At 66.1% G+C, this 25,888-nt stretch carries 27 protein-coding genes; 13 read left to right on the forward strand and 14 right to left on the reverse strand.

The window, feature by feature from the left end:
• Positions 1 to 234 precede the first annotated feature (234 nt).
• The 7 genes from ACODS2_RS09325 (at position 235) to ACODS2_RS09355 (ending at position 9,513) form a co-directional block, all read left to right on the forward strand.
• On the forward strand, positions 235 to 1,761 hold the full coding sequence (locus ACODS2_RS09325) for an acyl-CoA carboxylase subunit beta (RefSeq protein ID WP_488998555.1): 1,527 nt from the start codon (positions 235 to 237) through the stop codon (positions 1,759 to 1,761).
• A gap of 24 nt (positions 1,762 to 1,785) precedes the next feature.
• A complete protein-coding gene (locus ACODS2_RS09330; RefSeq protein ID WP_488998556.1) occupies positions 1,786 to 2,964 on the forward strand; it encodes an acetyl-CoA C-acyltransferase family protein in 1,179 nt (392 codons plus the stop codon).
• A gap of 2 nt (positions 2,965 to 2,966) precedes the next feature.
• Positions 2,967 to 3,407 (forward strand): methylmalonyl-CoA epimerase, encoded by a 441-nt coding sequence (gene mce / locus ACODS2_RS09335; RefSeq protein WP_488998557.1) that lies wholly within the window; start codon positions 2,967 to 2,969, stop codon positions 3,405 to 3,407.
• Positions 3,408 to 3,557: 150 nt separating this feature from the next.
• Positions 3,558 to 5,696, forward strand: a complete 2,139-nt coding sequence (gene scpA / locus ACODS2_RS09340; RefSeq protein ID WP_488998558.1) for a methylmalonyl-CoA mutase — start codon at positions 3,558 to 3,560, stop codon at positions 5,694 to 5,696.
• A gap of 5 nt (positions 5,697 to 5,701) precedes the next feature.
• Complete coding sequence (locus ACODS2_RS09345; protein WP_488998559.1) at positions 5,702 to 7,723, forward strand: ATP-binding protein; 2,022 nt, start codon at positions 5,702 to 5,704, stop codon at positions 7,721 to 7,723.
• A gap of 111 nt (positions 7,724 to 7,834) precedes the next feature.
• Complete coding sequence (locus tag ACODS2_RS09350; protein ID WP_488998560.1) at positions 7,835 to 8,581, forward strand: electron transfer flavoprotein subunit beta/FixA family protein; 747 nt, start codon at positions 7,835 to 7,837, stop codon at positions 8,579 to 8,581.
• Positions 8,581 to 9,513, forward strand: coding sequence for an electron transfer flavoprotein subunit alpha/FixB family protein (locus ACODS2_RS09355; protein ID WP_488998561.1), 933 nt, complete (start codon positions 8,581 to 8,583; stop codon positions 9,511 to 9,513). Before ACODS2_RS09350 ends, ACODS2_RS09355 begins: the two co-directional genes overlap by 1 nt.
• 112 nt (positions 9,514 to 9,625) lie before the next feature.
• On the opposite strand, the gene ACODS2_RS09360 is transcribed toward ACODS2_RS09355, so the two are convergent.
• Complete coding sequence (locus ACODS2_RS09360) at positions 9,626 to 10,093, reverse strand: GNAT family N-acetyltransferase (RefSeq protein ID WP_488998562.1); 468 nt, start codon at positions 10,091 to 10,093, stop codon at positions 9,626 to 9,628.
• A 47-nt stretch (positions 10,094 to 10,140) separates the two neighbouring features.
• On the opposite strand from ACODS2_RS09360, the gene ACODS2_RS09365 reads away from it, so the two are divergent.
• Positions 10,141 to 11,091 carry an isoaspartyl peptidase/L-asparaginase family protein gene (locus ACODS2_RS09365; protein ID WP_488998563.1) on the forward strand — a complete coding sequence of 317 codons (951 nt, stop codon included), beginning with the start codon at positions 10,141 to 10,143 and terminating at the stop codon, positions 11,089 to 11,091.
• A 3-nt stretch (positions 11,092 to 11,094) separates the two neighbouring features.
• Here the strand turns inward: ACODS2_RS09365 and ACODS2_RS09370 are convergent, their stop codons facing one another.
• The 7 genes from ACODS2_RS09370 to ACODS2_RS09400 all read right to left on the reverse strand — a co-directional run bounded on the left by ACODS2_RS09370 (position 11,095) and on the right by ACODS2_RS09400 (position 18,292).
• Positions 11,095 to 11,997, reverse strand: a complete 903-nt coding sequence (locus ACODS2_RS09370; protein ID WP_488998564.1) for an RDD family protein — start codon at positions 11,995 to 11,997, stop codon at positions 11,095 to 11,097.
• A complete protein-coding gene (locus ACODS2_RS09375; protein WP_488998565.1) occupies positions 11,997 to 13,076 on the reverse strand; it encodes a stage II sporulation protein M in 1,080 nt (359 codons plus the stop codon). Before ACODS2_RS09375 ends, ACODS2_RS09370 begins: the two co-directional genes overlap by 1 nt.
• Positions 13,073 to 14,404, reverse strand: a complete 1,332-nt coding sequence (locus tag ACODS2_RS09380; protein WP_488998613.1) for a DUF58 domain-containing protein — start codon at positions 14,402 to 14,404, stop codon at positions 13,073 to 13,075. The genes ACODS2_RS09375 and ACODS2_RS09380 overlap by 4 nt, the downstream gene beginning before the upstream one ends.
• Positions 14,405 to 14,413: 9 nt before the next feature.
• A complete protein-coding gene (locus ACODS2_RS09385; RefSeq protein ID WP_488998566.1) occupies positions 14,414 to 15,370 on the reverse strand; it encodes an AAA family ATPase in 957 nt (318 codons plus the stop codon).
• On the reverse strand, positions 15,367 to 16,671 hold the full coding sequence (locus ACODS2_RS09390) for a DUF4350 domain-containing protein (protein WP_488998567.1): 1,305 nt from the start codon (positions 16,669 to 16,671) through the stop codon (positions 15,367 to 15,369). The genes ACODS2_RS09385 and ACODS2_RS09390 overlap by 4 nt, the downstream gene beginning before the upstream one ends.
• Positions 16,668 to 17,321, reverse strand: coding sequence for a hypothetical protein (locus tag ACODS2_RS09395; protein ID WP_488998568.1), 654 nt, complete (start codon positions 17,319 to 17,321; stop codon positions 16,668 to 16,670). Before ACODS2_RS09395 ends, ACODS2_RS09390 begins: the two co-directional genes overlap by 4 nt.
• A gap of 80 nt (positions 17,322 to 17,401) precedes the next feature.
• A complete protein-coding gene (locus ACODS2_RS09400) occupies positions 17,402 to 18,292 on the reverse strand; it encodes a prephenate dehydratase (protein WP_488998569.1) in 891 nt (296 codons plus the stop codon).
• A 190-nt stretch (positions 18,293 to 18,482) separates the two neighbouring features.
• Here ACODS2_RS09400 and ACODS2_RS09405 point away from each other — a divergent pair, with 190 nt between their 5' ends.
• A complete protein-coding gene (locus ACODS2_RS09405; RefSeq protein ID WP_298170830.1) occupies positions 18,483 to 19,106 on the forward strand; it encodes a c-type cytochrome in 624 nt (207 codons plus the stop codon).
• A gap of 87 nt (positions 19,107 to 19,193) precedes the next feature.
• On the opposite strand, the gene ACODS2_RS09410 is transcribed toward ACODS2_RS09405, so the two are convergent.
• The 5 genes from ACODS2_RS09410 to ACODS2_RS09430 form a co-directional block, all read right to left on the reverse strand.
• Complete coding sequence (locus ACODS2_RS09410) at positions 19,194 to 19,358, reverse strand: hypothetical protein (protein ID WP_298170833.1); 165 nt, start codon at positions 19,356 to 19,358, stop codon at positions 19,194 to 19,196.
• 155 nt (positions 19,359 to 19,513) lie between these two features.
• On the reverse strand, positions 19,514 to 19,771 hold the full coding sequence (gene infA, locus ACODS2_RS09415; RefSeq protein ID WP_298170836.1) for a translation initiation factor IF-1: 258 nt from the start codon (positions 19,769 to 19,771) through the stop codon (positions 19,514 to 19,516).
• A 259-nt stretch (positions 19,772 to 20,030) separates the two neighbouring features.
• Positions 20,031 to 20,663 carry a winged helix-turn-helix domain-containing protein gene (locus ACODS2_RS09420; RefSeq protein WP_488998570.1) on the reverse strand — a complete coding sequence of 211 codons (633 nt, stop codon included), beginning with the start codon at positions 20,661 to 20,663 and terminating at the stop codon, positions 20,031 to 20,033.
• A 437-nt stretch (positions 20,664 to 21,100) separates the two neighbouring features.
• Positions 21,101 to 21,856: a metallophosphoesterase family protein gene (locus ACODS2_RS09425; protein WP_488998571.1), complete on the reverse strand. Its 756-nt coding sequence runs from the start codon at positions 21,854 to 21,856 to the stop codon at positions 21,101 to 21,103.
• Positions 21,857 to 21,862: 6 nt separating this feature from the next.
• Positions 21,863 to 22,129 carry a hypothetical protein gene (locus ACODS2_RS09430; RefSeq protein WP_298170844.1) on the reverse strand — a complete coding sequence of 89 codons (267 nt, stop codon included), beginning with the start codon at positions 22,127 to 22,129 and terminating at the stop codon, positions 21,863 to 21,865.
• A gap of 286 nt (positions 22,130 to 22,415) precedes the next feature.
• On the opposite strand from ACODS2_RS09430, the gene ACODS2_RS09435 reads away from it, so the two are divergent.
• On the forward strand, positions 22,416 to 22,778 hold the full coding sequence (locus ACODS2_RS09435) for a UrcA family protein (RefSeq protein WP_488998572.1): 363 nt from the start codon (positions 22,416 to 22,418) through the stop codon (positions 22,776 to 22,778).
• A gap of 130 nt (positions 22,779 to 22,908) precedes the next feature.
• Here the strand turns inward: ACODS2_RS09435 and ACODS2_RS09440 are convergent, their stop codons facing one another.
• Positions 22,909 to 23,409: a winged helix-turn-helix transcriptional regulator gene (locus ACODS2_RS09440; protein ID WP_421836623.1), complete on the reverse strand. Its 501-nt coding sequence runs from the start codon at positions 23,407 to 23,409 to the stop codon at positions 22,909 to 22,911.
• Positions 23,410 to 23,647: 238 nt separating this feature from the next.
• Between ACODS2_RS09440 and ACODS2_RS09445 the strand changes: the two genes are divergently transcribed.
• The 3 genes from ACODS2_RS09445 to ACODS2_RS09455 all read left to right on the forward strand — a co-directional run bounded on the left by ACODS2_RS09445 (position 23,648) and on the right by ACODS2_RS09455 (position 25,887).
• Positions 23,648 to 23,998 (forward strand): DUF8200 family protein, encoded by a 351-nt coding sequence (locus ACODS2_RS09445; protein WP_488998573.1) that lies wholly within the window; start codon positions 23,648 to 23,650, stop codon positions 23,996 to 23,998.
• 159 nt (positions 23,999 to 24,157) lie between these two features.
• Complete coding sequence (locus ACODS2_RS09450) at positions 24,158 to 24,853, forward strand: hypothetical protein (RefSeq protein WP_488998574.1); 696 nt, start codon at positions 24,158 to 24,160, stop codon at positions 24,851 to 24,853.
• A gap of 104 nt (positions 24,854 to 24,957) precedes the next feature.
• Positions 24,958 to 25,887, forward strand: a complete 930-nt coding sequence (locus ACODS2_RS09455; RefSeq protein WP_298170958.1) for an SPFH domain-containing protein — start codon at positions 24,958 to 24,960, stop codon at positions 25,885 to 25,887.
• The last annotated feature ends 1 nt before the right edge of the window (position 25,888 follow it).

The raw sequence follows: 25,888 nt of genomic DNA on the forward strand, positions 1-25,888 counted from the left end.
CTCCCGATCCATCCCCACACCCGCTCATGCTGAGCCTGTCGAAGCATCATGCCCAGCGGTAGCGCCAGCACCCTTCGACAAGCTCAGGGTGAGCGGGGTTGGGCAGAGGCATGGAGTTGCAAGCCTAGTTTGCAAAGTGTGGCTTTGCAACTTTGCTCAATTGCATTGGACAGGCGCGCTGCGATGCGGCATCCGCCAGCGCCTTGAACGCTTGCAGTCGAGGAATGCTCCCGCATGTCTGCCAATATCGCCGAAATGGAAAAGCGCCGCGAGGCGGCCCGCATGGGGGGCGGCCAGCGCCGCATCGATGCCCAGCACGCCAAGGGCAAGCTGACCGCACGCGAGCGGCTCGATATCCTGCTCGATGAAGGCAGCTTTGAAGAGATCGATGCTTACGTCGAGCACAACTGCGTCGATTTTGGCATGCCCGAGCAGACCATTCCGGGTGATGGTGTCGTCACCGGATCGGGCACGATCAATGGGCGGCTGGTCTATGTGTTCAGCCAGGACTTCACCGTGTTCGGCGGCGCGGTTTCCGAGCGGCACGCGATGAAGATCTGCAAGATCATGGACACGGCGCTGAAGGTCGGCGCGCCGGTGATCGGCATCAACGACAGCGGCGGCGCGCGCATTCAGGAAGGCGTCGCGAGCCTTGGCGGCTATGCCGAGATCTTCCAGCGCAACGTGCTCGCCTCAGGCGTCGTGCCGCAGCTTTCCCTCATCATGGGGCCTTGCGCGGGCGGCGCGGTCTATTCGCCCGCGATGACCGACTTCATCTTCATGGTGAAGGACAGCTCGTACATGTTCGTCACCGGCCCGGACGTGGTCAAGACGGTGACCAACGAGATCGTGACCCAGGAGGAACTGGGCGGCGCGGTGACGCATTCGACCAAAACTTCGGTGGCCGATCTCGCCTGCGAGAACGATATCGAAGCGCTGCTGATGGCGCGCGAGTTCTTCGATTACCTGCCGCTGACCAACCGCTCCGGCGTGCCCGAGCGGCCGACGGCGGATGCGTGGGACCGGCTGGAGCCGAGCCTCGACACGATCATCCCGGCCTCGGCCAACCAGCCCTATGACATGCACGAGGTGATCGCCAAGACGCTGGACGAGGGCGAGTTCTTCGAAATCCAGCCCAAGCACGCGGGCAATATCCTCTGCGGCTTCGGGCGGATCGAGGGCAAGACCGTGGGCGTGGTGGCTAACCAGCCGATGGTGCTGGCGGGCGTGCTCGATATCAACTCCTCCAAGAAGGCCGCGCGGTTCGTGCGCTTCTGCGATGCGTTCGAAATTCCGATCATCACCTTCGTCGATGTGCCGGGCTTCCTGCCGGGCACCGCGCAGGAACTGGGCGGGATCATCAAGCACGGCGCCAAGTTGCTGTTCGCCTATGCCGAGGCGACCGTGCCCAAGATCACCGTGATCACGCGCAAGGCCTATGGCGGCGCCTATGACGTGATGGCATCCAAGCACTTGCGCGGCGATTTGAACTACGCTTGGCCGACCGCCGAAATCGCGGTGATGGGCGCGAAAGGCGCGGTGGAGATCATCTTCCGCGGGCTTTCGACCGAAGAGCAGGCGCAAAAGACCAAGGAATACGAGGACCGCTTCGCCAACCCGTTCGTGGCGGCGAGCAAGGGCTTCATCGACGAGGTGATCCACCCGCATTCGACGCGGCGGCGCATTGCGCTGGGGCTGCGCAAGCTGCGGAACAAGAGCCTCGAGAACCCCTGGAAGAAGCACGACAATATTCCGCTGTGAGCGGTGGCCTGAGGAAATTTCTACATGACTGACATCTTCATCGTTTCCGGCGCGCGCACGGCCATTGGCACGTTTGGCGGCAGCCTCGCCTCGTTCCGCCCGGCGGATCTGGGCACCATCGTGATCAAGGAGGCGATTGCCCGCGCGGGGATCAGCGCGGACAAGGTCGAGAACGTGGTGATTGGCACTGTCGTGCCGACGCAGCCGAAGGACGCCTATGTCAGCCGCGTCGCGGCGGTGAACGCGGGCGTGCCCATCGAAAGCCCGGCGATGAACGTGAACCGGCTGTGCGGTTCGGGCCTGCAGGCGATTGTCTCTGCCGCGCAGGGGATTGCGCTGGGCGAGCAGCAGATCGCCATCGGCGGGGGCTGCGAGGTCATGTCGAACGCGCCGCATATGGTGCTGACGGCGCGGAACGGGCAGAAAATGGGCGATCAGGTGATGATGGACGCCATGCTCGGCGCGCTGCACGATCCGTTCGAGAACATCCATATGGGTGTGACTGCGGAAAACGTGGCCGAGCGCCATCAGATCACGCGCGAAACGCAGGATGCGCTGGCGGTGGAAAGCCACAAGCGCGCGGCGGCGGCGACGGCGGCGGGCTACTTCAAGGAGCAGATCGTCCCGGTCGAGATCAAGACCCGCAAGGGCGTGACCGTGTTCGACACTGACGAGCATTTCCGTGCCGACGCCAGCCTTGAATCGATGGCCAGCCTGCGCCCGGTGTTCAAGAAGGACGGCACCGTGACCGCCGGCAACGCCAGCGGCATCAACGACGGCGCAGGTGCGGTCGTGCTGGCGAGCGGTGAGGCCGTGGCCGAGCATGGGCTGAAGCCCATCGCCAAGATCCTTAGCTGGGGCCATGCGGGCGTGGAGCCGAATGTAATGGGTCTCGGCCCGGTGAAGGCCGTGCCGGTGGCGCTGAAGCGCGCGGGGCTGACGCTGGATCAGATCGACGTGATCGAGAGCAACGAGGCCTTCGCGGCGCAGGCCTGCGGCGTGGCGAAGGAGCTGGGCTTCGATCCGGCCAAGACCAATCCCAACGGCTCGGGCATTTCGCTCGGCCACCCCATCGGCGCGACGGGCGCGATCCTGACGATCAAGGCGGCATACGAGCTGCAGCGCACGGGGGGGCAGTACGGCCTGATCACGATGTGCATCGGCGGCGGTCAGGGCATCGCCATGGTGATCGAGAGGGTTTGATCATGAAGCTTGGCAGGCTGAACCACATCGGCGTCGCGACGCCATCCATCGCTGACAGCGTGGTGTTCTGGCGCGACGTGATGGGCGCGACGAAGATCCACGAGCCGTTCGACCTGCCCGAGCAGGGCGTGAAGGTGTGCTTCGTCGATACGCCCGGCGCGGATGGCGCGCTGAACGGCACGCAGATCGAGCTGATCGAGCCGCTGCCGGGCAATGCCGGGATCGCCGCTTTTCTCGCCAAGAACCCGGCGGGCGGGCAGCATCACATGTGCTACGAAGTGCCCGATATTCATGCTGCCAAGGCGGCGTTCGAAGCACTGGGTAAGCGCGTGCTGGGCGAGCCCCGCATCGGCGCGCACGGGACGCTGATCTTCTTCGTCCACCCCAAGGACATGGGCGGGGTGCTGACCGAGATCATGGAGACGCCGAAAGAGGCGCACTAACTTCGAAGCCCTCTCCCCTTCAGGGGGGAGGGTTGGGAGGGGGGAACGCGCGAAGCAAGCGCCGAGGCCCCTCTCCAACTTCGGCTAGGCGCATTCGCGCCAAGCCTTCGTATCCTCTCCCCTCATGGGGAGAGGGCAAAGAGGTGAAGCATGGCGAATATCGAAGACTGGCAGAAGGCCGCCTCGAAGGAAGTGAAGGGCAAGGACCTCACCTGGCAGACGCCTGAAGGCATTGCCGTGAAGCCGCTCTACACGGCGGAAGACGCGCCGGTTGATCCCGGCCTGCCGGGCTTCGCGCCGTTCACGCGCGGGGTGCGCGCTTCGATGTATGCGGGGCGGCCCTGGACGATCCGGCAATATGCGGGCTTCTCCACCGCCGAGGAATCGAACGCATTCTATCGCCGCAATCTGGCTGCGGGGCAGAAGGGGCTTTCGGTTGCCTTCGATCTGGCGACGCACCGGGGCTATGACTCGGACCACCCGCGCGTGGTCGGCGATGTCGGCAAGGCGGGCGTGGCGATCGACTCGGTCGAGGACATGAAGATCCTGTTCGACGGAATTCCGCTCGATCAGATGTCCGTCTCGATGACCATGAACGGCGCGGTGATCCCCATCCTCGCGTTCTTCATCGTGGCGGGCGAGGAGCAGGGCGTGCCGCGCGCCGCGCTCGACGGGACCATCCAGAACGACATCCTCAAGGAGTTCATGGTCCGCAACACCTATATCTACCCGCCCGAGCCTTCGATGCGGATCATCTCGGACATCTTCGGCTACACCAGCCGCGAGATGCCGAAGTTCAATTCGATCTCGATCTCCGGCTATCACATGCAGGAAGCGGGCGCGACGCAGGTGCAGGAGCTCGCGTTCACCATCGCCGACGGCATGGAATACGTGAAGTACGGCGTCGCCTCGGGCCTTGATATCGACAAGTTTGCCGGGCGCCTCAGCTTCTTCTTCGCCATCGGCATGAACTTCTTCATGGAAGTGGCCAAGCTGCGCGCCGCGCGCGTGCTGTGGCACCGGGTTATGACGCAGCTGGGCGCGCAGGACGAGCGGAGCAAGATGCTGCGCACGCATTGCCAGACCTCGGGCGTCTCGCTGCAGGAGCAGGATCCCTACAACAACGTGATCCGCACCACGATCGAGGCGATGGCCGCGATGCTGGGCGGCACGCAGTCGCTCCACACCAATGCGCTCGATGAAGCCATCGCGCTGCCGACCGACTTTTCCGCACGCATCGCCCGCAACACGCAGATCGTCATCCAGGAAGAGACCGGGATGACCAAGGTCGTCGATCCGCTCGGCGGCTCCTACTATATCGAGGCGCTGACGCAGGAGCTGGTCGACAAGGCGTGGGAGATCATCGAGCGCGTCGAAGCCGAGGGCGGCATGGCCAAGGCCGTCGCGGCGGGCTGGCCCAAGGCGATGATCGAGGAAGCGGCGGCTGGCCGTCAGGCGCGGGTGGACAAGGGCGATGACGTGATCGTCGGCGTCAACAAGTACCGCCTCGCCAGCGAAGACCAGCTCGATACGCTGGAAGTCGACAACATGGCAGTGCGCGAAGGCCAGATCGCGCGGCTGAAGTGGGTGCGCGAGACGCGCGACGAAACCAAGTGCCGCGCGGCGCTCAATGCGCTGACCGAAGGCGCGAAGACTGGCGGCAATCTGCTCGAACTAGCAGTGGAAGCCGCACGGCACCGCGCGACGCTGGGCGAGATTTCGGATGCGATGGAAATCGTGTTCGGTCGCCATGGCACGCACCCGACCCCGGTGAAGGGCGTCTACAGCGCCTATTATGCAGGCGATTCGCGCTACCAGCAGGTGCTCGACGGCGTGGAAGCCGTGACGCGCCGGTTGGGCCACGCGCCGCGCATGCTCGTCTCGAAGATGGGCCAGGACGGGCATGATCGCGGCGCGAACGTGATTGCCTCCGCGTTCGGCGACATGGGCTTCGACGTGACCAGCAGCCCGCTGTTCCAGACGCCGGAGGAAGCCGCCAAGCTGGCGCTGGAGAACGAGGTCGATGCAGTCGGCGCGTCGTCGCTGGCGGCAGGCCACAAGACGCTGATCCCCGAACTGATCCGCCATCTGCGCGAAGCGGGGCGCAGCGACATCAAGGTCGTCGCGGGCGGCGTGATCCCGCCGCAGGACTACGACTTCCTGCGCGAGGCCGGGGTGCAGGGCATCTACGGCCCGGGCACCAACGTGGTTGAGGCAGCGGCGGATATGCTCCGCCTGCTGGGTCACAATATGCCGCCTGCGGGCGAAGAACTGGCAGCGGCGGAGTAATCCCAATGTTCAAGAAAATCCTCATCGCCAACCGTGGCGAAATTGCCTGCCGCGTCATCAAGACCGCGCGCCGAATGGGTATCCAGACCGTCGCGGTCTATTCGGATGCCGATGCGCGCGCGCCGTTTGTGAAGATGGCGGATGAGGCGGTGCATATCGGGCCTTCGCCTGCGGCGCAGTCCTACCTCATCGCGGACAAGATCATCGCGGCGTGCAAGCAGACGGGCGCCGAGGCGGTGCATCCGGGCTATGGCTTCCTGTCCGAGCGCACCTCCTTTGCCGAGGCGCTGGCGGCGGAAGGCATCGCGTTTATCGGGCCGCCTGTGAACGCCATCGCCGCAATGGGCGACAAGATCGAATCGAAGAAGCTGGCGAAGGCGGCGGGCGTGAACGTCGTGCCCGGCTTCGTGGGTGAGATCGAGGATACCGAGCATGCGGTGCGCATCTCGGACGAGATCGGCTATCCGGTTATGATGAAGGCTTCGGCCGGCGGCGGCGGCAAGGGCATGCGGCTGGCGTACTCCGAAAAGGACGTGCGCGAGGGCTTCGAGGCGGTGAAGCGCGAAGGCCTGAACTCGTTCGGCGACGACCGCGTGTTCATCGAGAAGTTCATCCTGAACCCGCGCCACATCGAGATCCAGATCCTCGGCGATCAGCACGGCAATATTCTCTACCTCAACGAGCGCGAATGCTCGATCCAGCGGCGGCATCAGAAGGTGGTCGAAGAAGCGCCCTCGCCCTTCGTGACGCCCAAGATGCGCAAGGCGATGGGCGAGCAGTGCGTCGCGCTGAGCCGTGCGGTGGGGTATTATTCGGCGGGTACGGTGGAGCTGATCGTTTCGGGCGCGGACCCGAGCGGTGAGAGCTTCTACTTCCTTGAAATGAACACCCGCCTGCAGGTGGAGCACCCGGTGACCGAGGCGATCACCGGCATCGACCTTGTCGAGCAGATGATCCGCGTTGCGGCGGGCGAGAAGCTGGCCTTCACGCAGGACGATATCGGCATCGACGGCTGGGCCATCGAAAACCGCGTCTATGCCGAAGATCCCTATCGCGGCTTCCTGCCCTCGACCGGGCGGCTGGTGCGCTATGATCCGCCGGTGGAAGGCTGGACCGACGACGGCGCGGCCAACGGGCGGCGCGGCGTGGACGGCGTGCGCGTGGACGACGGCGTCTATGAAGGCGGCGAAGTCTCGATGTTCTATGATCCGATGATCGCCAAGCTGGTGACCTGGGGCGAAACGCGTGACGAGGCGGCGGACCGGCAGATCGAGGCGCTCGATGCGTTCGAGATCGAGGGGCTGGGCCACAACATCGATTTCGTCTCGGCCATCATGCAGCACCCGCGCTTCCGCTCGGGCGAGCTGACCACCGGGTTCATCGCCGAGGAGTATCCGGACGGGTTCCACGGCGCAGCGACATCTGACGAGACCAAGCGGTCGCTCGCGGCGCTGGCGGGGTTCCTCGCCACGGCGCGGTCGGACCGGGCACGGCAGGTCGATGGGCAGTTGGGGGTGACGCTCGATCCACCGTCCGAATGGGCGGTGCGGATCGGCGAGACCGACTATGCAGTTTCGGTCGACGAGGAGGCGATCACCGTCGATGGCGCGGAAGTCGAGCTCGCGCTGGAATACACCCCCGGCGAACGCGTGGTCATGGCCGAAGTGGGCGGCAAACCGCTGACGGTGAAAGTTGCCACGCGGCCGGCAGGCTTCCGCCTGACGACGCGCGGGTGCAGCCACGACGTGCGTGTGCTGCCTGCGCGAATCGCGCCGCTGACCAAGCACATGATCGCCAAGGTGGCGCCGGACATGTCGAAGTACCTCGTCTGCCCGATGCCGGGTCTGCTCGTGGCGCTGCATGTCGGCGTGGGTGATAGCGTCGAGGCCGGCCAGCCGCTCGCGGTGGTCGAGGCGATGAAGATGGAAAACATCCTCCGTGCCGAGAAATCGGGCAAGGTGAAGGCGGTGAACGCGGCGCAGGGCGAAAGCCTTGCGGTGGATGCCATCATCCTTGAAATGGAGTAGAAGCGCACCTGATGCCCGTGCTCACTTTCCTGCATGGGCAATGGGGTGAGGTTGACGTTTACGTAAGCGCCACTTATGCGCGCGCCACAAGTTCAAGAAAGGCCTGACACGATGAAAGCCCTGGTCTGCGTAAAGCGGGTGATCGACTACAACGTGAAGCCGCGCGTGAAGGCGGATGGCACGGGGGTTGACCTTGCCAACGTGAAAATGAGCATGAACCCGTTCGACGAGATCGCGGTCGAGGAAGCCATCCGCCTCAAGGAAAAGGGCGTGGTTACCGAGATCGTGGCGGTTTCGGTCGGACCGGCCAAGGCGCAGGAAACGCTGCGCACCGCGCTCGCCATGGGTGCGGACCGCGCGATCTTGGTGGTCAGCGAAACCGAAGTCGAGCCGCTGGCGGTGGCCAAGATCATCAAGGCGATTGCCGACGAGGAACAGCCGGGCCTGATCATCACCGGCAAGCAGGCGATCGATGACGACGCCAATCAGGTCGGCCAGATGGTCGCCGCGCTGCTCGGCCGTCCGCAGGGCACGTTCGCCAACGAGATCGCGGTCGAAGGCGACAGCGTCGTCGTGAAGCGCGAGATCGACGGCGGTCTGGAGACGGTAAAGCTGGCGCTGCCCGCCATCGTCACAACCGACCTGCGTCTCAACGAGCCACGCTACGCCTCGCTGCCCAACATCATGAAGGCGAAGTCGAAGCCGCTCGCGAGCAAGGCGCCGGAAGATTACGGTGTCGATATCGCGCCGCGTCTCAAGACGCTCAAGGTCACCGAACCGCCGGTGCGCAGCGCGGGCATCAAGGTGCCTGACGTCGATGCGCTGGTTGCCAAGCTCAAGGAAATGGGAGTCGCCTGATGTCCAAGACACTCGTTTGGGTCGAACACGACAACGCCTCGGTCAAGGACGCCACGCTCGCCGTCGTCACCGCTGCCGCACAGATCGGTGAAGTCACTGCGCTGGTCGCTGGTTCGGGCTGTGATGCCGCGGCCGCCGCTGCCGCGCAGATTGCTGGCGTCACCAAGGTGCTCAAGGCGGATGACGCGGCTTATGCCCATGCGCTCGCCGAAAACGTCGCACCTCTCGTCGCTGGCCTGATGGCCGATTACGACGTGTTCGTCGCGCCCGCCACGACGACCGGCAAGAACATCGCCCCGCGCGTCGCCGCGCTGCTCGATGTGATGCAGGTCTCGGACATTCTCTCGGTCGAAGGCCCCAAGACCTTCACCCGCCCGATCTACGCCGGCAACGCCATCGCAACGGTCGAATCGACCGACGCCAAGCTGGTTGTCACCGTGCGCGGCACGGCCTTTGCCAAGGCGGACGCAACTGGCGGTTCGGCGGCTGTGGAAGCCGTTGGCGCCGCGGGCGATGCCGGCACGTCGAGCTTCCTCGGTTCGGAAATCGCCAAGAGCGAGCGTCCGGAGCTGACCTCGGCAAAGATCATCGTCTCGGGCGGCCGTGCCCTCAAGGATGCGGAAACCTTCCAGAGCGTGATCATCCCGCTGGCCGACAAGCTCGGCGCGGGCGTTGGCGCGAGCCGCGCGGCGGTGGACGCGGGCTATGTGCCCAACGACTACCAGGTCGGCCAGACCGGCAAGATCGTGGCGCCGGAAGTCTACATCGCGGTCGGCATCTCGGGCGCAATCCAGCATCTGGCTGGCATGAAGGATTCCAAGACCATCATCGCCATCAACAAGGACGAGGACGCCCCGATCTTCCAGGTCGCGGACATTGGCCTCGTCGGCGATCTGTTCACGCTGGTGCCGGAACTGACCGGCAAGCTCTGAGCAGACGGTTTGCGTTGAGTACAAGAAGGCCCTGCTCCGGCGGGGCCTTTTTCGTTGGAGCTACCCCTCCAGCACCCTTCGGGCGGTCCCCCTCCCCTTGCTGGGGAAGTTCTCAAAGAACCAGACTGAGGCACCAGCTGAATTCATCCACCACATAGTCGGCGAAGGCCTCGCACTCCTCAAACCCATACTTGCGATATAGCGACACCGCAGGCGTAAACGCCTCGGTCCGCCCCGTCTCAAGGCTCACGCGCGCATAGCCGCGCGTCCTGGCCACCCCGAGCAAGTGCACCAGCATCGCCTCACCCACGCCCTTCCCCCGCCATTCCGGAGCGGCGCGCATTGATTTGAGTTCGCCGTGTGTTTCGTCGAGATGCTTGATCGCACCCATGGCCGCGAGCGCGCCGTGGATGCGGGCGGTGAAGAAGGTGACGCCGGGCTGGCGCAGCTTGTCGAGCGGCAGGGCGTGGACTTTACAGGCGGGGCTTTCGGCGTGCATCCCGCCGAGGTGGTAGGCCACCAGCTCCTGTACGTCCGCGCCCGAGAGGTCGTCTTCGGTGATCTCCAGACCTTCGATCATGCGCCCCCCCGCTGGCCTTGCCGGTCTGATCTGCTATCGCGCTGGGCATGACCGATACAAGCAAAACTGAGGCTGGCAAAAGCCGCTGGGCCATCGCCATCCATGGCGGGGCCGGAGCGATGACGTCCGAGACGATGGATGCCGCAGGCGTCGCCGCGCACGAAGCAGCGCTGGGCGTGGCGCTCGATGCCGGGCGCGATGTGCTCGCCTCCGGTGGCACCGCGCTGGACGCGGTCTGCGCGGCGGTTTCGGCGCTGGAGGATGATCCGCACTTCAACGCGGGTCGCGGGGCGGTGTTCACATACCACGGCACCAACGAGCTTGATGCTGCAGTGATGGAGGGCGCTACGCGGGGCGCGGGCGCAGTCTGCGGGGTGACGCATACGCGCAATCCGGTGCAACTGGCGCGCGCGGTTATGGATAAGAGCCCGCACGTGTTTCTGAGCGGCGCGGGGGCCGAAGAGTTTGCGCGCGAGCAGGGCGTGCCGCAGGTCGATCCGGACTGGTTCGCCACCGAGGCGCGCTGGCAGCAGTTGCAGGAGCTCAAGGCGAAGAAGCTCGGCTGGTTCGATGCGGGGCTCAAGTACGGCACGGTGGGCGCGGTGGCGGTGGACGCGAGCGGTCATGTCGCGGCGGCGACTTCGACCGGAGGCCTCACTGGCAAGCGCTGGGGGCGGATCGGGGATTCGCCGCTTATCGGTGCAGGGACCTATGCCGATGACCGGGCGGCCGCAATCAGCTGCACCGGTTCGGGCGAACAGTTCATCCGCGCAGCCGTGGCGCACGAGATTTGCGCGCGGATGCGGCTCGGCGGCGAAGGTCCGCAGGCGGCGACCGAGGCCGTGCTCGGCGAAGTTGGCGCGATGGGCGGGGTTGGCGGCGTGATCTATGCCACGCCGGGCGGCGAGACCGGGTTTGCTTTCACCACGCCGGGCATGTTTCGCGGGCGGGCCGATAGTGCGGGCCTGCGCGAAGTGGGCATCTTCGGCGGAGAGTAGGTCCTAGGCGGCGTACTTGTCCGCCTTGCGGCGGCCAAGCCGCAGGCCCTGCTCCAGCTGGGCGCGGAGCTGGATATAGTAGGATTCGAGGAAGACCCGTTCGGCGCGGTAGGGATAGGGGCGGCCGATCTTGCGGCTGATCGCATCGGCGACATCGTCGAGCGCCGAACCCTTGTCCTCGCGCAGCACCCGTTCGAGCGTCTGGAGTTCGTACTCGCCATAGACCGCGAGTTCTGCGGAGGTGAACGTGAACGCCTGATCGGCGGCGGCTGCCGGTGCGCTGACGGACAGCGCCTGGCCCAGCTTGCGGTTCTGCGCCTCGACCACCCAGGTGCCGGCGATCACATCGCCGCAGCGCAGGGAATCGCGGTTGAAAAACGGGAACAGCAGGAAGATCGCGCACCAGATGGCGCCCGCCCAGCCGGCGACGTCGGTATCGCTGCCCGACGCGATGGCGCTGCTGATAAATACGATCGGCATGAACAGCTCGATATCGCGCACGATATTGCGGGCGATCACGGCTTCGGTGGTCAGCCGCTCGGTGCCGCGCGCGGCGATGCGGATGCCGGTCACGCGCTTGCCCGGCGTCGCCCCGCGCGGGCCGAGTTCGAAGAACAGGAACCAGGCATTGCGGAACAGGAACATCGCGATGATCCACACGATCGCCAGCGCCTGCACGGCGCGCGTTTTGGGGCCATCCGCGTCGACTTCGTCGATCTTGATGCCGATGCCGCCGGCGATCCAGATCAGCGTGAGCGTGGTGACGGTCATCGCGGTGACGATCAGGATGAGATCGATGAACAGCGCGGCAGCCCGCGAACCGCGGGAGGCAAGCACGAGAGGGAGCGCAACGCCTTCGGGCGTTATCACCGTGCGATTGCGGTTGCGGGGCGGGCGGCGCGCCATCAGGCCGATTTCCCCGCGCCGCGCCAGACGAAGAAATAGACAGTCCAGAACACCAGCATGAACGTGCCGACGATAAGGCGGCCGGCGGTGTTGTCGATCAGCTGGCGGGCGAAACCCTCGAGCAGGCCCGCGACGATCAGCATCAGGACCACGCCGACCATGACCTGTGCGCTGCGCCGCCCGGCGGCAGCGGCGGCATCGAGCACGGACGCTTCGCCGGGAAAGGCCATCGCGCGGCCGATATGAAGCCCCGCCGCACCGGCCAGCAGGATCGCGTAGAGCTCGGTCGTCCCATGGACCGAAAGCCAGCCGATGATCTCCAGAGTCAGGCCCTGCCCGTGATAGAGCCAGAGCAGCGCGCCCAGCATCGTGGTGTTCTGGATCAGCAGCAGCGCGGAGGGCAGGCCGAACGCGAAGCCGAGCGCGAAGGCGAGGATCGCGACTTGTGCGTTGTTGGAAAACAGTGCGGCGGCAAACACGGCGAGGCCATGCTGGTCCTGCTGGCCGAACAAGGTGCGCAGGAGCACCGCGCGGCTCGCGCCCGGAACGCGGGCATCGGCCATGCCGCCGGGGATCAGCGCGTAGTACCAATCGGGATCGCTGGCGACGAGCAGCCAGCCGACGATCGTGCCGGCCACCATCAGCGCCAGCGCGATCAGGATTTCGCTGCGCAGCGCGCGTACGCTGGCCCCCCAGCCGCCGCCGAAGAAGCGCAGCAGCCAATCGCCCAGCCCTGCGCGCGGACCATAGACGATGAACCACGCGCGGCGGGTCAACCCTTCCAGCCAGAGCAGCGTTTCGGCATCGAGTGAGGTTTCGCGCGCAACGGCGAGGCTGGAGACGGCGGTGCGATAGAGCGCGGGGAGCGCGAGGAGGTCTTCATCCGAGACACCGCGCAGCCGCCCGCGCTCGATGCGCGAGACGATGGCTTCGAGCCGCTTCCATTCGCCCTCGCGCTCGAGCCGGAAGCGGTCCGAGCGCAGCGCGGCGCTTGTCGCGGCAGCGATGTCCGCGCTGGCGGCGGGACTGAACCAGCCACCGAGCCTGCCGAGGAGAGAGGCGTTTGCGGGCTCGTTCATCCGAGGCTCCCCGCGCGCTTTACCGCGAGATAGGCATCGAGCAGGCGATTGCCGATATGCTTGTGGGGCGCTTCGACCACGAGAATGCCCGCACGGCGCAGGCGCTGGAGCACTACCGTGCGCTGGTGCTGCAAGGTGGTGGCGGTGACGGCCATTGCCGCATCCTGCGCGCTGCGGACCGGCGCGCTGACGAACTCGGCCAGTTCGGCATCGGCCATGACAACGAAGATCACGCGGTGCCGCTCGACCAGACGGCGCATCGATTCGATCATGAGTTCGGCGCTGGTGGGATCGGTGAATTCGGAGAAAACCACGATCAGGGAGCGCCGCCGCAGCCGCGCGGCGAGCGTGGAGAGCGCGAGGGTGAAGTTGGGCTGCTCGGCGCTATAGTCGAGCGCGGCAGCGGCTTCCTGCAGCCGGGCGAAATCGCGCGGGGCGGTGACGAAGGGGCTCAGCACTTGCGGGCGTTGGGCAAAGCCATAGACCGCGACCCGGTCCTGCGCGCCCAACGCGATCCAGGCGGTGGTGAGCGCGGCGGTGACGGCGCGGTCGATGCGGGGGAGGCCCGCGATGGGTTCGCACATCGTTTGCCCGCAATCGAAGGCGAAAACGATCTGGTTGTTGCGCTCGGTCTCATACTCCTTGGCGAAGAGCCGGGCGTGGCGCGCGGAAGACTTCCAGTCGATGCGGCGGCGGTCCATACCCGCCTCGTATTCGGCGAGCGCCTCGAACTCGGTGCCCTCACCCCGGATGCGACGAGCAACCATGCCGAACTGGGCATCGCGCAGGAACAGTTGCAGCGCAGGGCTGCGCACCGGGGCGATATTGGGGCGGATGCGGATCGCGGCATCAAGTTCGCGGCGGACCTGGCGCGAGGCGAGGCCGAGCGGGCCATCCCAGCGCAGCCACACCGCGTCGACTCGTCCGGTGCCGCGCCGGGTGGGTGTGGTTTCGATCTCGGCGCTCCATACGCCGCTGGCACGCCGGAGCGGCGCCACCAGCCGTCCACCGGGGGCAAGCCGGGGGTCGAGCGCCAGCGCGGCCATCGGCGCGGCGCGCGGCACGTCGATGCGGAAATCGGCGAGCACGGTGAGGCGCAGCGGCTCGCCCACTTCGCCATCCTGCGGCACGATGACACGCAGGTCTGCCAGCGCAGGAGCCAGCAAGGCATCGAGAAGGACCATCACAAGCAGCGCGCCGCCAAGCGCGGGCGCGGCGATCCATGCCTGCGGCGCGGCGGCGGCGAGCACCACGGCCAGCGGCGCGGCGAGCGCAAGCAGCACCGCCGTGCGCGCCGAAGGGTAGAATACCGGGAAGGGCCAGCGCAGCGCCAAGGGCTATCTCGGCGCTTCGGTGCGCTGGATGAGATCTGCGACAATGCTCTCGGCGGCGCGGCCCTCGATCTCGGCAGCGGGGCTGAGCAGCATGCGGTGGCGCAGCACGGCGATGGCGAGGGCCTTCACGTCATCGGGGATGACATAATCGCGCCCGTCGAGCGCGGCGCGGGCGCGGGAGGCGCCGGCGAGGACCACCGCCGCGCGCGGACTGGCCCCGGCAGCAAGATCGGCGCTCTCGCGCGTCGCCCGGACGAGGCGGACAATGTAATCGACCACGGTTTCCGACATCGTGACGGTGGTGACGGCGGCGACCGCCTGACCGATCGCATCGCCTGCGGTAACCGCGCTCACCCCCAGCGCCGCCGGGCTCGGCGCGCCGCGCCCTGCGCCGTAGCGGGTGACGATCTGGGCTTCTTCCTCGGCGCTGGGGTAATCGACGAGCAGCTTGAACAGAAAGCGATCGAGCTGCGCTTCGGGGAGCGGATAGACGCCCTGGCTCTCGATCGGGTTCTGCGTGGCGACGACCATGAAACGGTCTGACAGCGCATAGGTCTCGCCATCGAGCGTGACGCGGCGTTCCTGCATCGCTTCGAGCAGCGCGGCCTGCGTCTTGGGCGGGGTGCGGTTGATCTCGTCGCCCAGCAGCAGTTCGTGGAAGATCGGGCCGCGCGTGAGGGTGAACTGGCTGGTCTGGAAGTTGAACAGGTTGGAGCCGAGGATATCGCCGGGCATGAGATCCGGCGTGAACTGGATACGCCCGAAATCGAGCCCCAGAGTGGTGGCAAAGCTCTGCGCGAGCAGGGTCTTGGCGGTGCCCGGCGGCCCTTCTAGCAGCACGTGGCCACCGGCCAGCAGCGCGATCAGCAGGTGATCGACGACGCTGTCCTGCCCCACCACGGCCTTGGCCACTTCGGCGCGGATAGTGGCGGCCAGAGCGCGGACGTCTTCGAGAGTCATTCGGTCAGGTCCCTTTCAAGGCGTTGCAGGGCAGCCGCGCGCTGCACCACGTCGGTGCTGCGGCGGGCCGCGCGCAGGCGTGCGGCAAGTTCGGACCAGCGCGGTCCGGTCGTATCGAGGCGGGCTTGCAAGCGATCGATCGCCGCATCGGTTTCCTCCGGCGGGCGGCCGCGCGGCAGGCCGAGTGCAAGGACCAGCCGTTCGCGCGCGGCATCGCCATAGGGCCCGGCGATCAGGCGCAGCCGTCCGGCGCGGCGAATCAGGCCAGCCGTGTTGCGCACCAGCACGGTCTTGCCGAGCGGGATCTCGCGCCCGGCCACACGTGCCGGCCCGAAACGGTTGAAGCTGCGCCAGCCGGCTGCCAGCAGCGCCATCAGGAAGCACAGCGTGGCGGCGAGAAACGGCGGCTCGAAGGCAAGCGTGAGGAGGTTGCGGCTCGCGCCGAGGCCATTGAGCGTGAGATCGAAGGTCACTTCGTTCGGGCGGCCACCGGCAGCGGCGAAGATCAGGCGGCGGGCAAGGAGGCCGGTCTGCTTGTCCGCGAGGCCCCAGTTGTCGAGCAGGTCGGGCTCGAACACCAGCACCACCGGGAAGCTACGAGTAAAATCGTTGCTGGCGTCCGCTTCGTCCGGATCGCCGTCGGCATGACGCTCCATGCCGATCCAGCGCTCCAGCGCGGGGTTGCTGCCATCCCCGCTGAGATAGCCGGCAAGGACGCGCCCGCCCGGCGTTTCCACCAGCGCTTCGAGGCCGGGGCCGGTGCCGGACTGCACCTTGCGCTCATCAGGCAGGCGGCCATGCAGCGCGGAGAATGCGCCGGAGCCGGTCCACCCGTGTGCCGCGCCGGGCACGAAATCGAGGCTGACATCGTCGTGATAGCCCTTCCATTCGGGCGGGCGGGTTCCGTCGATCCGCGTCCAGCCGCGCCGCGTCAGCGGGCTCGTGAAGTCGGGGTAGGTCACCCACTTGGGCGTTACGACAAGCGTCGGGCCAATCGTGCGCCGCGCGGCGACGATCTCGGTGATATCGCTGCCCTTGGCCTCGGCCGGCGGCGTCAGCACGAGCAGGCCGGGCTGCCGCAGCGCGTCCTTGCTGCGCGCGCGGTGGACGGTGATGTCGTCCGCCTCGAGCATCGCGGCAAGGCCGGCATAGCCGTTCAGCCCGCGCCCCGCGGCATGCCCGCCGCCGTTGTTCGTCGCCCCGCCGCCAGTTCCGAGCCAGTAGAGCACCGTGACAAAGGCGAGAGCGCCGATCAGCACCACGCCCAGTGTGGTGCCCCGGCCGAAGGTGGCATCCTTCACCGGCCTGCCTCCAGATTCTGCAACGCGAAGGCGGCATAGGCTTCGCGGGCGCGGTGCCAATCATCCGCCGCCAACGCGCGCAGGGCGTAGAGGCTGCGCTCCACCTCGCGCGCGATGAGCGTGAAGGCCTGCCGCGCGGCCGCAGGCAGGCCGGGGATCAGGCCGATCTCGCGCGCAGTGCTGGAGGGGGAAAGCCAATCGGGCCGGGCGGCTGCGATGTGATGAACGCTGCGCTGGAGCAGCAGATGCACCGCCTCGTCAAACCGGCCCTGGGCTGCCAGCGCATCGGCATCTTCGAGCAGAGCAAGCGCGGCTGCGCGGTCGATCACCGGCTTGGCGGCGACCGGTGCGGCAAGCGCAAGGGTGAGCCGCCAGCGCTGGAAGAGCGTCCAGCCGATCCATGCCGCGCCGATCACGGCAAGTAGCACCAGCACGACCTCGACAGCGCTCCAACCCGCGCCAAGCCAGCGGCCCAGCGGCTCGATCAGCTTGCCGAGGAAGCGGAAGAGCGCCTCGAGCCATTCGGGCGGCTCGCTCTTGGGGATCTTGTTGGTCGGCAGCGGGGCGTACTGGATCTCGCGCATCGCGCGTGCAGCTTCCCAGGCGCGTTCGCCTGCATTGGCGCTGTCCGGTCCCGGTGCTCCTGCCACGGCACAAGTCGTCGCATGCCCTGCCCGCCGCTAGCAAGCGATTATCGCGCCGGTCTGGTGTTCGATCCCGGAACGGGACGTCAGCCGCGCACGCGTTCCAGCGGATAGGTGCCGAGAATGCGCAGATCCTTGGCGAAGAAGGTGAGTTCCTCGAGCGCACGATCGACCGGCGGTTCGCCCGGCGCGCCAACGATATCGGCGAAGAAGGCGGTGGCGGAAAAGCTCGCGCCGCGCTGGTAGCTTTCCAGCTTGGTCATGTTGACGCCGTTGGTCGCGAAGCCGCCGAGCGCCTTATAGAGCGCGGCGGGGATGTTGCGCACTTCGAAGATGAAGGTGGTGATCGCGGGACCGGTGATCGTGCCGAGTTCAAGCGGCTCGCGCGCCAGCATGACGAAACGGGTCATGTTGTCGTGCGCGTCCTCGATGTTTTCCTCGACGAGCGTGAGGCCATAGAGTTCGGCAGCGATGCGCGGGGCGATGGCGGCGATGGCGGGATCGCCGAGTTCGGCGACATAGGCGGCAGCGCCCGCTGTATCGGCATGGGACATCGGCACGATGCCCCGTGTCCGCAGGTAGTGGCGCGACTGGCCAAGCGCCTGCGGGTGGCTGTAGGCGCTGGTGAAGGGCCCGGTGCCGAGGCCCATCAGGCAGGCGTGGATCGGCATGAAGTGCTCGCCGACGATCGACAGGCCGCTTTCGGGCAGGAGAAAGTGGATATCGGCGACACGACCGTGCTGCGAGTTTTCGATCGGGATGATCGCCTGGCCGGCGCGGCCGTCCCTCACCGCCTCCAGCGCATCCTCGAACGAGAAGCACGGCAGCGGCAGGCAGTGCGGCAGCGCTTCAAGCGCGGCGCGGTGCGAATTGGCACCCGGCGCGCCCTGAAACGCAACCGTGCGCGCCGGATCGGCGGCGGCGGCCTCGGTCATTTCAGCAACGAGGCGGGCGGCGGGGGCGGGGTAACTGGCCATCGACCGAGGCGCTTAAGGCCCCGCGATGGGCGCGGCAAGGCGCTTCTGCAGCTTCCAAGATCATGGACGCATGCGATTCTTGTGTTCCAACCTATTGCAATCGCTCTTGCGCGCGCGCGGGGGCGTGACTAGAGCGGCGGCGAAAATTCACGCGGCACGCGGGCCGTGCAAACTCCATATGGGGCTCGGAATGGACGATCGTTTCAATACCATTGCCGGTTGGACCTTGTTCGGCGGCATCGTTGCACTGGGGCTTTCGAGCCTTTCGGGTCACTACTTCCTGGCCGACAAGGACCATCGCCCCGAAAAGATGGGCTATGTGATCGAGGGCGTCGAAGCCGAAGCCGGCGCTGGTGCGGCGGCTGCCGAACCGATCGCGAACCGCCTTGCCAAGGGCGATGTCGCCAAGGGCGAAGCCACTTTTGCCAAGTGCAAGGCTTGCCACACGATCGCGCAGGGCGGGGCCAACGGCATCGGCCCGAATCTCTGGGGCGTGGTGGGTGAAGCCCAGGCGGCCGGCCGCGGCGGCTATGCTTTCTCCGATGCGCTCAAGGCCAAGGGCGGCAAATGGGACTTCGCCAGCCTCGATGAATGGCTGACCTCGCCCGCCAAGTACGCGACCGGCACCAAGATGTCGTTCGCCGGGATCGGCGATCCGCAGCAGCGTGCCGACGTGATTCTGTACCTCAACTCGCAGGGCAGCAATCTGCCGCTTCCCGCCGCCGAAGCCGCAGCGGCACCGGCTGGCGATGCCAGCGCTCCGGCAGCGGACGCCAGCGCTGCTGCGCCCGAGGCGAGCGAAGCCGCCAAGTAAGTTCAGGCTGCAACGAAAAAGGCCCCTCCGGCAGCGCATTCCCGCGCGGCCAGAGGGGCCTTTTTCGTGTCGGCGTCGGGCCGGGGGTCAGTCGACCATTTGGCGGACGAGCTTCTGCAGTTCCTGCGCTGTCAGTACGGGCGAAGTGCGCCTGGTCGGCGCTGCCTTGCGGTCCATCCGGGAAACCCTGTGGGCAGGCAGAAAGCTGTGGCTGATCGTATAGGCGTGCGTTGTGTTCAAAATCGGTGTCATGAAAATCCCTGGCGCGCACGGCGCGCCGATGTGTTGTCTGGCGCGCAGAACGCGCCGATAGGTTGCCCGGCGCGCAGGGCGCGCCGATATATTGAGAGTATGCGAGGCCATCGCGCGCCAATGCGCCGGATCGGCCGCGGGTCTGGAGCGGAGTGTCAGCGCCGCTTCTTGAACGCGCCGCCGCCGCTGCTGGCGACCTTCTCGCGAAACACGATACGGCCCTTGGTCAGGTCGTAGGGTGTCATTTCCACCTTCACGCGGTCTCCCACGATCGAGCGGATGCGGAACTTGCGCATCTTCCCCGCCGTATAGGCGATGATGCGGTGTTCGTTCTCGAGCATGACGCCGAAGCGGCCGTCTGGCAGGATCTCGTCGATCTGGCCGTCGAGGGTCATCACGTCTTCTTTCGCCATGGCTCAGTTGCCCTTCTGATGAGCAGGAGCAGCGGGATAAAGACGAGGACTGGTAGCGGGCATAAGGGCCCCTTTCACGAAAACAGAATACGCGGCTACAGACGATGCAACCGGTGCTGGTGGCGTGAGAGGGGAGAATTCGGCCCGGCTGCAAGTTCCGGTGCGTGATAATCCGTCGCAGGCGACGATAGCGAGGCCTATATGGGCTGCAGCCGCCAGATTGTCAATGACAGCCCGGCGGCGCTTTTGCCAAGGTCTTCTAAAGGCTGGCGATCTTGTAGGAGCCCTGCCCGCCCGGCACGAGCACATAGGGCGCTTTGAGCTTTGCGCGCAGGTTCGACGCGAGCACCTTGAGATAGTTGTACGACATCTCGTCGTTGCCATGGCTGAGCTCGGTGCGGAGCTTGTAGTGCGAGACCGGCTCGCCAAGCCGATTGGCGAGGAGCGTGAGCAACTGGCGTTCGCGTTTGCCGAGGAGGTGGAGGTGCGCGATGCGCTCCAGCGAACTCGCCAGCTCCTGCTCGGCGCGCGCCTGATGCGCCGCTGCCCGGTAGCGCGAAAGGATCGCAGCACAGCGCGCCGTGGCTTCTTCCGGGCTCATCCTGGCGCTGTCGAACACATCGTCAAAGCCGGCGTTGAGCGCCTTCGCGCGCTTGCCCGCAAGACTGCCGTGCATCAGCGCGATCTTGACCTTGCGCGCAAGGATCGGGCGATTGATCCGCAGGAACCGCGCCGCGCGCACCGGATCGTTGCCGCCGATGATCAGCGTTTCATAGTCCTGCTCGGCGATCGAGAGAAAGCGGGTATCGAGATCGACGAAGGTGTGCTGCTCGATCGTATCGAACGCGCTCTGCAACCATGCATCGCGGACTTCGCGATGCAGGTCGTTCATTGTCAGGTAGCGGATTTGGCAGGAGGCGAGCTGCATGAAAGGCCGATCATCGGAGTGGGAGGCAAGACTGGGCAAAGATGCCTCCAACTGCATGTGTGTGGCGATCGGAAGGCCAGTGTGGGGCGCTGGCCATGGCCCTATCGAACTATAGGATGTCATATATGTCCATAGCGATGGGTTGATCGTGGTGGTTTTGCTGGGTTACTGAGTCAGCGCGCAGCACTCCGGCCGCAAGCTCCTCAGCTTGAACTCATAGTAAGCGTTACAAGGTTGCTGTTGCAGCCCTGCGACTTGTTAATGCTGCGATGCCGTTTCGTGCAGGAAAAACAGGCACTTTCAGGCTGACGGTGGAAAGGCTGGTAAAGTTCTGGCCTCATAGTGATGAAGAGACTCGGTTTCAGCTCGGCCAAACTGAATGCATTAGATTATAACTTTAATTATAAGTCTATATCCGTATGTCGCACCGGCTGATCACGGCGTGCCCGCACGGTGAGACCACTTTCATCAATAATCAGCTCGTTGAAGCCGGCGGGCGTTGCGCGCAGGCGCTGCGAGAGGGTGCCAGCACCGATCATGCGCACTGGGCCGTACGCGGTGGGGTGCAGGATATCGAAAGCATCGTGAACGTGGCCGGAGATCACCGCGAGCACGCCGCGCTGCGCCAGGGCCGAAAGCGCGCTGGTGCCGCCCCGGGTGAGGGCCTTGCCGCGCGTTCCCGTCTCGACCAGCGGGTGATGGCAGGCGACAATCGCTCGGGTGCCGGAAGGCAGGGCATCGATGGCGCCGAGGCAGGCTTCAAGGCTGCTTCTGGCAACCCGACCCTTGGACCAGTTGAGCCGCAGCTGCGCGCGCGCGGTTGTCTTGAGCGGGACGATGGCGACACCGGGTAGCGAGATGCCGTGGTTCACAGCGCCCTGCAGTGCGCGAAAGCGGCGATAGGGATCGAGGAAGCGCTCGGCGAGGTTGAAATAGGGCAGGTCGTGGTTGCCCACTTCGACCGTGACGGGAACGCCCAGGGCGCGAATCCATTCCGCTGCGGCGGCGAATTCGCGGTGGCGTGCGCGCATGGTCAGATCGCCGGTGATCGCGACCGCATCGGGCCGCTCGCGCGCCACGCAATCCGCCACCCAGGCGAGGGCGGCCGCATCCTCCAGCCCGAAATGAACGTCGCTGAGGTGGAACAACCGGATCATGGCCGCCTAAACCTTGCCGGAGAGGATCAGCCACGCTGAAATGGCATTGAGCAGGCTGTAGGCAAGATAGGCCAGCGCGCCCCACGCATGTCCCTCCGAGGCCAGCAGCAGCCCGCCGAGCAGCATCAGGAACTCCACGACGAGCGACAGGCGGCTGCTGAGCGCGTGATAGAACCAGGGCAACTGGTCGAGCAGGGGATGGCCGCTGTCCATGATCGCCCGGTGCAATGCGAAATTGCCGACGCCGAGCAGGAAGATAATCAGAATCGCCATTCGGAGCGCAGGATAGGCGGCCAGCACCGTCCTGTCACGCGGCGGAGCAGCGCATGTGTCGCTCGTGGAGCGATATCGGCGGTTGGTCGGGCGCGCTTACGGTTTGTCGGCATGATGGAAGGCTCGGTCGACCGTGCCGCGCGCCGCTCACCCGAATCACCTAGCAGAATAGTCATGCGGCGGTGGCGAGGCTCCCAGACACGGACCGGCCAGCCCAACCACCGCTCCCCGCCAAACCGCCCGCAGCGGCAAGGCAACCATTGCAACCCAAGCTAAGGAAACTGCCATGTTCAAGAACGCTTTGATCGCAACTGGCCTTGCTGGCCTGGTGCTTGCCGCCCAGCCCGCTCTGGCTCAACCCGCTCTGGCCCAGTCGCCCGCGCAGACTTCGGCCAATCCCGAGGTGCTCGTGCAGCACCGGATGGTGAAATACGCCGATCTCGATCTCTCGACCGCGGCAGGCCAATCGAAGTTCGACGCTCGCCTGCGCCGCGCTGCCGCGGCCGTCTGCGAGAACAACGCTGGTCCGCACCCGCTCGCCGAAGCGATGGAATCGCGCCGCTGCTATCGCAATGCGATCCAGTCTGCGCAGCGCGCCATGGCGGATCGCGGCGCACACTTCAGCACCGTGAAGGTCGCTGCACGCTGAACGATATCGGTTCCGCCAAACGTATGATGCAGCCGGCATCCAGTCCCAGCCGCTGCCGACGTTACGGGTCGCTGCCAGACCAAGGATCCTGCCCCCGGGACCGGTTCTGGCGGCGGCCCGCTTTTTAGGATCAGGTTGCGGCGCGCAGGCGCAAGTCAGCCTCTATCCGGGCCGCTTCGATTTCCGACCATTCGCGCCACAGCAGATCGGCGCCTCCCAGCACGCGATCATCGTGCGCGCGGATGGTAATGGGCAGGATCGGCATCCCGTCGCGCGCATCGCACAGCACGGGATTGGCGGGCACGTTCATTTCCCACTTTTCGCCCCACTGGCGCAGCGCCAGCATGGCGGGGAGCAAGTCCATGCCCTTGGGCGTCAGCCGGTATTCGATGCGGCGCCGGTCATCCGCGCAATGCTCGCGCTTGAGGATGCCCGCTTCGACCAGCCGGGAGAGCCGGTTGGAGAGAATGTTGCGGGCGATCCCGAGCGCATCGAGGAACTCCTCGAAGTGGCACACCCCGTTAAAGGCGGCCCTCAGGATCATGAAGGACCATCGTTCGCCCATCGCCTCCAGAGCACAGGGGAGGCCACAGACGGCGAGATCGGCGAGGGATTCGCGAAGTTTTCCCATGACGCTTTGTGACATACCTCATTCTGCAGGGCAATGTAAGTTTCTAGTTGCAACTCGAAACCTATTGAGGTAGGTATCGATTCGCAACGGAAATCGCATCCTCTCCACCCGGCGGTCCGGATCAGCCTTGCCCGAACTGGGCAAATGGCTGTCCGGACCACCACCCCAGCAGTTTCCGAGCAGGCCCCTGTCGATCACGGGGGTTCAACCAGACTCTGACAGACCAAGGGGAAGTAACATGAACGCCATCCGCAACAGCGCAGTCCGCCAGCTGCTTCCGGCCTTTCTCGCGCTCGTCGGCACCGCCGCCAGCTTCGCGGTGACAGCGACCCCGGCCCGCGCGGCCGACGGCAATGCCTATTACTCTGTGACTCTCGCCGCGCCGGTCGCCAAGCCTGCCAAGCTCATGCTGGGCGATGTGCTGTGGAACTGCGCTGGTGACACCTGCTCGGCAGGTCAGGACACCGCCCGCCCGGTGGTCGTCTGCACCAAGCTGGCCGCAAAGGTCGGCACGATCAGCCGCTTTGCCACGCCCAAGGGCGAACTGGCCACGGAAGACATGGCCCGCTGCAACACGCCCAAGGCCTGAACCGACCCATTACCCGTCTCTTCAGCGCGCCTTCTACCCACACCCTGAAGCGCGCCCCTTACACGGCTGCGGCACAGTCTCCCTGGACTGTCCGCAGCCGTTTTTTTGTGTCCGGCTGATTAGTGGCTGACGGCTGGCGGGCCTGTCCCTATGTTGCGGATGATGCTGCGTTTCCTTTCCGTCGCCGCGCTGATCCTCGCGCTCGTCACCGCGCCGCTGGCGGCTGCACCGCCCACCACAGCGGCTGCGCCCGACACGGCGCTGCGGGCGGACCTGCATTGCGCGGCGGCTTTCGCGATTGCCGCCTCCGAACAGGCACGCGGGAGTGCGGCGGCCCTCGCGCTGCCGCCGATGGCGGTGCGCGGCAAGCGCTTCTTCGCCGATGTCGGGGAGCGGGCGGTGGAGCGGGGCGGGATGACGCAGGCCGCCGTGCGGGATCTGCTGGTGGCCGAAGTGACCGGGATGCAGCGCCGCGCCGCCGCCGATCCGGATCGCGAGCTGGCGGCCGAAGTGGGGCCCTGCCTTGCCCGGCTTGATGCCGCAGTGCCGCCCCTGCAGACGCCGGACCTTGCGCAATGCGCCGCAATCCTCACGCTGGCGTGGGAAGAAGAGCATGCCAAAGGGCCGGATAGCGCGGCGGCACGCGATCTTCAGACCCTGGCGCAAGTGCTGACCGCGCGCGCGCGCAATGGCTTCATCGCCGCCGGCAAAAGCGGCGACGGCGCTGATGCGGCCATCGAGGCGGCACGCGATGCGATCCGACAAGAGGCCGCCGACCGGCCTGGCGGCGTGGACAATTACGACATCGCGCATTGCTACGATCTCGGTGCGCCGGATGCGAAATCGCACTACTAAAGCGCTGCGTTTGCGGTAGGTTGCGCAGCACAGACAAGCTTGGGGGACATGGCGTGGAAGCGGTGCTGATCCTGATCGTGGGGCTTGCGGTGGTCTATCTGGCCATGGGAATCCGGGTGGTCCGGCAGGGCCATGTCTACACGATCGAGCGGCTGGGCCGCTATTCGCTTGCCGCCCAGCCGGGCTTGCATTTCATCGTGCCGTTCATCGACCGGGTCGGTCACAAGGTGAACATGATGGAGCAGGTGCTCGACATTCCGGGCCAGGAAATCATCACCCGCGACAACGCGATGGTCGGCGTCGATGCGATCGTGTTCTTCCAGGTGCTCGATGCGGGCAAGGCGGCTTACGAGGTTTCCAACCTCTACGTCGCGATCATGCAACTGACGACGACGAACCTGCGCACGGTGATGGGTTCGATGGACCTCGACGAGACCCTCTCGAAGCGCGACGAGATCAACGCGCGGCTGCTCAACGTAGTGGATCATGCGACCTCGCCCTGGGGCCTCAAGATCACGCGGGTCGAGATCAAGGACATCCGCCCGCCGGCCGATATTTCAAACGCGATGGCCCGCCAGATGAAGGCCGAGCGCGAGAAGCGCGCGCAGATCCTCGAGGCGGAAGGATCGCGCGCATCGGAAATCCTCAAGGCCGAGGGGCAGAAGCAGGCGCAGATCCTCGAAGCGGAGGGGCGCAAGGAAGCCGCCTTCCGCGATGCCGAAGCGCGCGAGCGCTCTGCCGAGGCTGAGGCGCGGGCGACCGCGGTGGTTTCGGACGCGATCGCCTCGTCCGGCACGCAGGCGCTCAACTACTTCGTTGCGCAGAAATACGTCGAGGCGGTGAAGGAATTCGCCACTTCGCCCAATGCCAAGACGATCCTGTTCCCGATCGAGGCAACGCAGCTGGTCGGCGCGCTGGGCGGGATCGGCGATCTGATCAGCGATGCGGTGGGCAAGCCGGGATCGCCGCCGCAACCGCCAGCCGGACCGCGCGTGCCGCGCGTCGCGCCGCCTCCGCCGCCGGTGCAGGGCTGAA

The organism is Novosphingobium sp. FG137, from assembly GCF_057809735.1.

Coding starts and splice junctions, on each gene's coding strand:
- ACODS2_RS09325 (WP_488998555.1), top strand. CDS start 235: ATGTCTGCCAATATCGCCGAAATGGAAAAGCGCCGCGAGGCGGCCCGC.
- ACODS2_RS09330 (WP_488998556.1), top strand. CDS start 1,786: ATGACTGACATCTTCATCGTTTCCGGCGCGCGCACGGCCATTGGCACG.
- mce (WP_488998557.1), top strand. CDS start 2,967: ATGAAGCTTGGCAGGCTGAACCACATCGGCGTCGCGACGCCATCCATC.
- scpA (WP_488998558.1), top strand. CDS start 3,558: ATGGCGAATATCGAAGACTGGCAGAAGGCCGCCTCGAAGGAAGTGAAG.
- ACODS2_RS09345 (WP_488998559.1), top strand. CDS start 5,702: ATGTTCAAGAAAATCCTCATCGCCAACCGTGGCGAAATTGCCTGCCGC.
- ACODS2_RS09350 (WP_488998560.1), top strand. CDS start 7,835: ATGAAAGCCCTGGTCTGCGTAAAGCGGGTGATCGACTACAACGTGAAG.
- ACODS2_RS09355 (WP_488998561.1), top strand. CDS start 8,581: ATGTCCAAGACACTCGTTTGGGTCGAACACGACAACGCCTCGGTCAAG.
- ACODS2_RS09360 (WP_488998562.1), bottom strand. CDS start 10,093: ATGATCGAAGGTCTGGAGATCACCGAAGACGACCTCTCGGGCGCGGAC.
- ACODS2_RS09365 (WP_488998563.1), top strand. CDS start 10,141: ATGACCGATACAAGCAAAACTGAGGCTGGCAAAAGCCGCTGGGCCATC.
- ACODS2_RS09370 (WP_488998564.1), bottom strand. CDS start 11,997: ATGGCGCGCCGCCCGCCCCGCAACCGCAATCGCACGGTGATAACGCCC.
- ACODS2_RS09375 (WP_488998565.1), bottom strand. CDS start 13,076: ATGAACGAGCCCGCAAACGCCTCTCTCCTCGGCAGGCTCGGTGGCTGG.
- ACODS2_RS09385 (WP_488998566.1), bottom strand. CDS start 15,370: ATGACTCTCGAAGACGTCCGCGCTCTGGCCGCCACTATCCGCGCCGAA.
- ACODS2_RS09400 (WP_488998569.1), bottom strand. CDS start 18,292: ATGGCCAGTTACCCCGCCCCCGCCGCCCGCCTCGTTGCTGAAATGACC.
- ACODS2_RS09405 (WP_298170830.1), top strand. CDS start 18,483: ATGGACGATCGTTTCAATACCATTGCCGGTTGGACCTTGTTCGGCGGC.
- ACODS2_RS09410 (WP_298170833.1), bottom strand. CDS start 19,358: ATGACACCGATTTTGAACACAACGCACGCCTATACGATCAGCCACAGC.
- infA (WP_298170836.1), bottom strand. CDS start 19,771: ATGGCGAAAGAAGACGTGATGACCCTCGACGGCCAGATCGACGAGATC.
- ACODS2_RS09420 (WP_488998570.1), bottom strand. CDS start 20,663: ATGAACGACCTGCATCGCGAAGTCCGCGATGCATGGTTGCAGAGCGCG.
- ACODS2_RS09425 (WP_488998571.1), bottom strand. CDS start 21,856: ATGATCCGGTTGTTCCACCTCAGCGACGTTCATTTCGGGCTGGAGGAT.
- ACODS2_RS09430 (WP_298170844.1), bottom strand. CDS start 22,129: ATGGCGATTCTGATTATCTTCCTGCTCGGCGTCGGCAATTTCGCATTG.
- ACODS2_RS09435 (WP_488998572.1), top strand. CDS start 22,416: ATGTTCAAGAACGCTTTGATCGCAACTGGCCTTGCTGGCCTGGTGCTT.
- ACODS2_RS09440 (WP_421836623.1), bottom strand. CDS start 23,409: ATGGGAAAACTTCGCGAATCCCTCGCCGATCTCGCCGTCTGTGGCCTC.
- ACODS2_RS09445 (WP_488998573.1), top strand. CDS start 23,648: ATGAACGCCATCCGCAACAGCGCAGTCCGCCAGCTGCTTCCGGCCTTT.
- ACODS2_RS09450 (WP_488998574.1), top strand. CDS start 24,158: ATGATGCTGCGTTTCCTTTCCGTCGCCGCGCTGATCCTCGCGCTCGTC.
- ACODS2_RS09455 (WP_298170958.1), top strand. CDS start 24,958: ATGGGAATCCGGGTGGTCCGGCAGGGCCATGTCTACACGATCGAGCGG.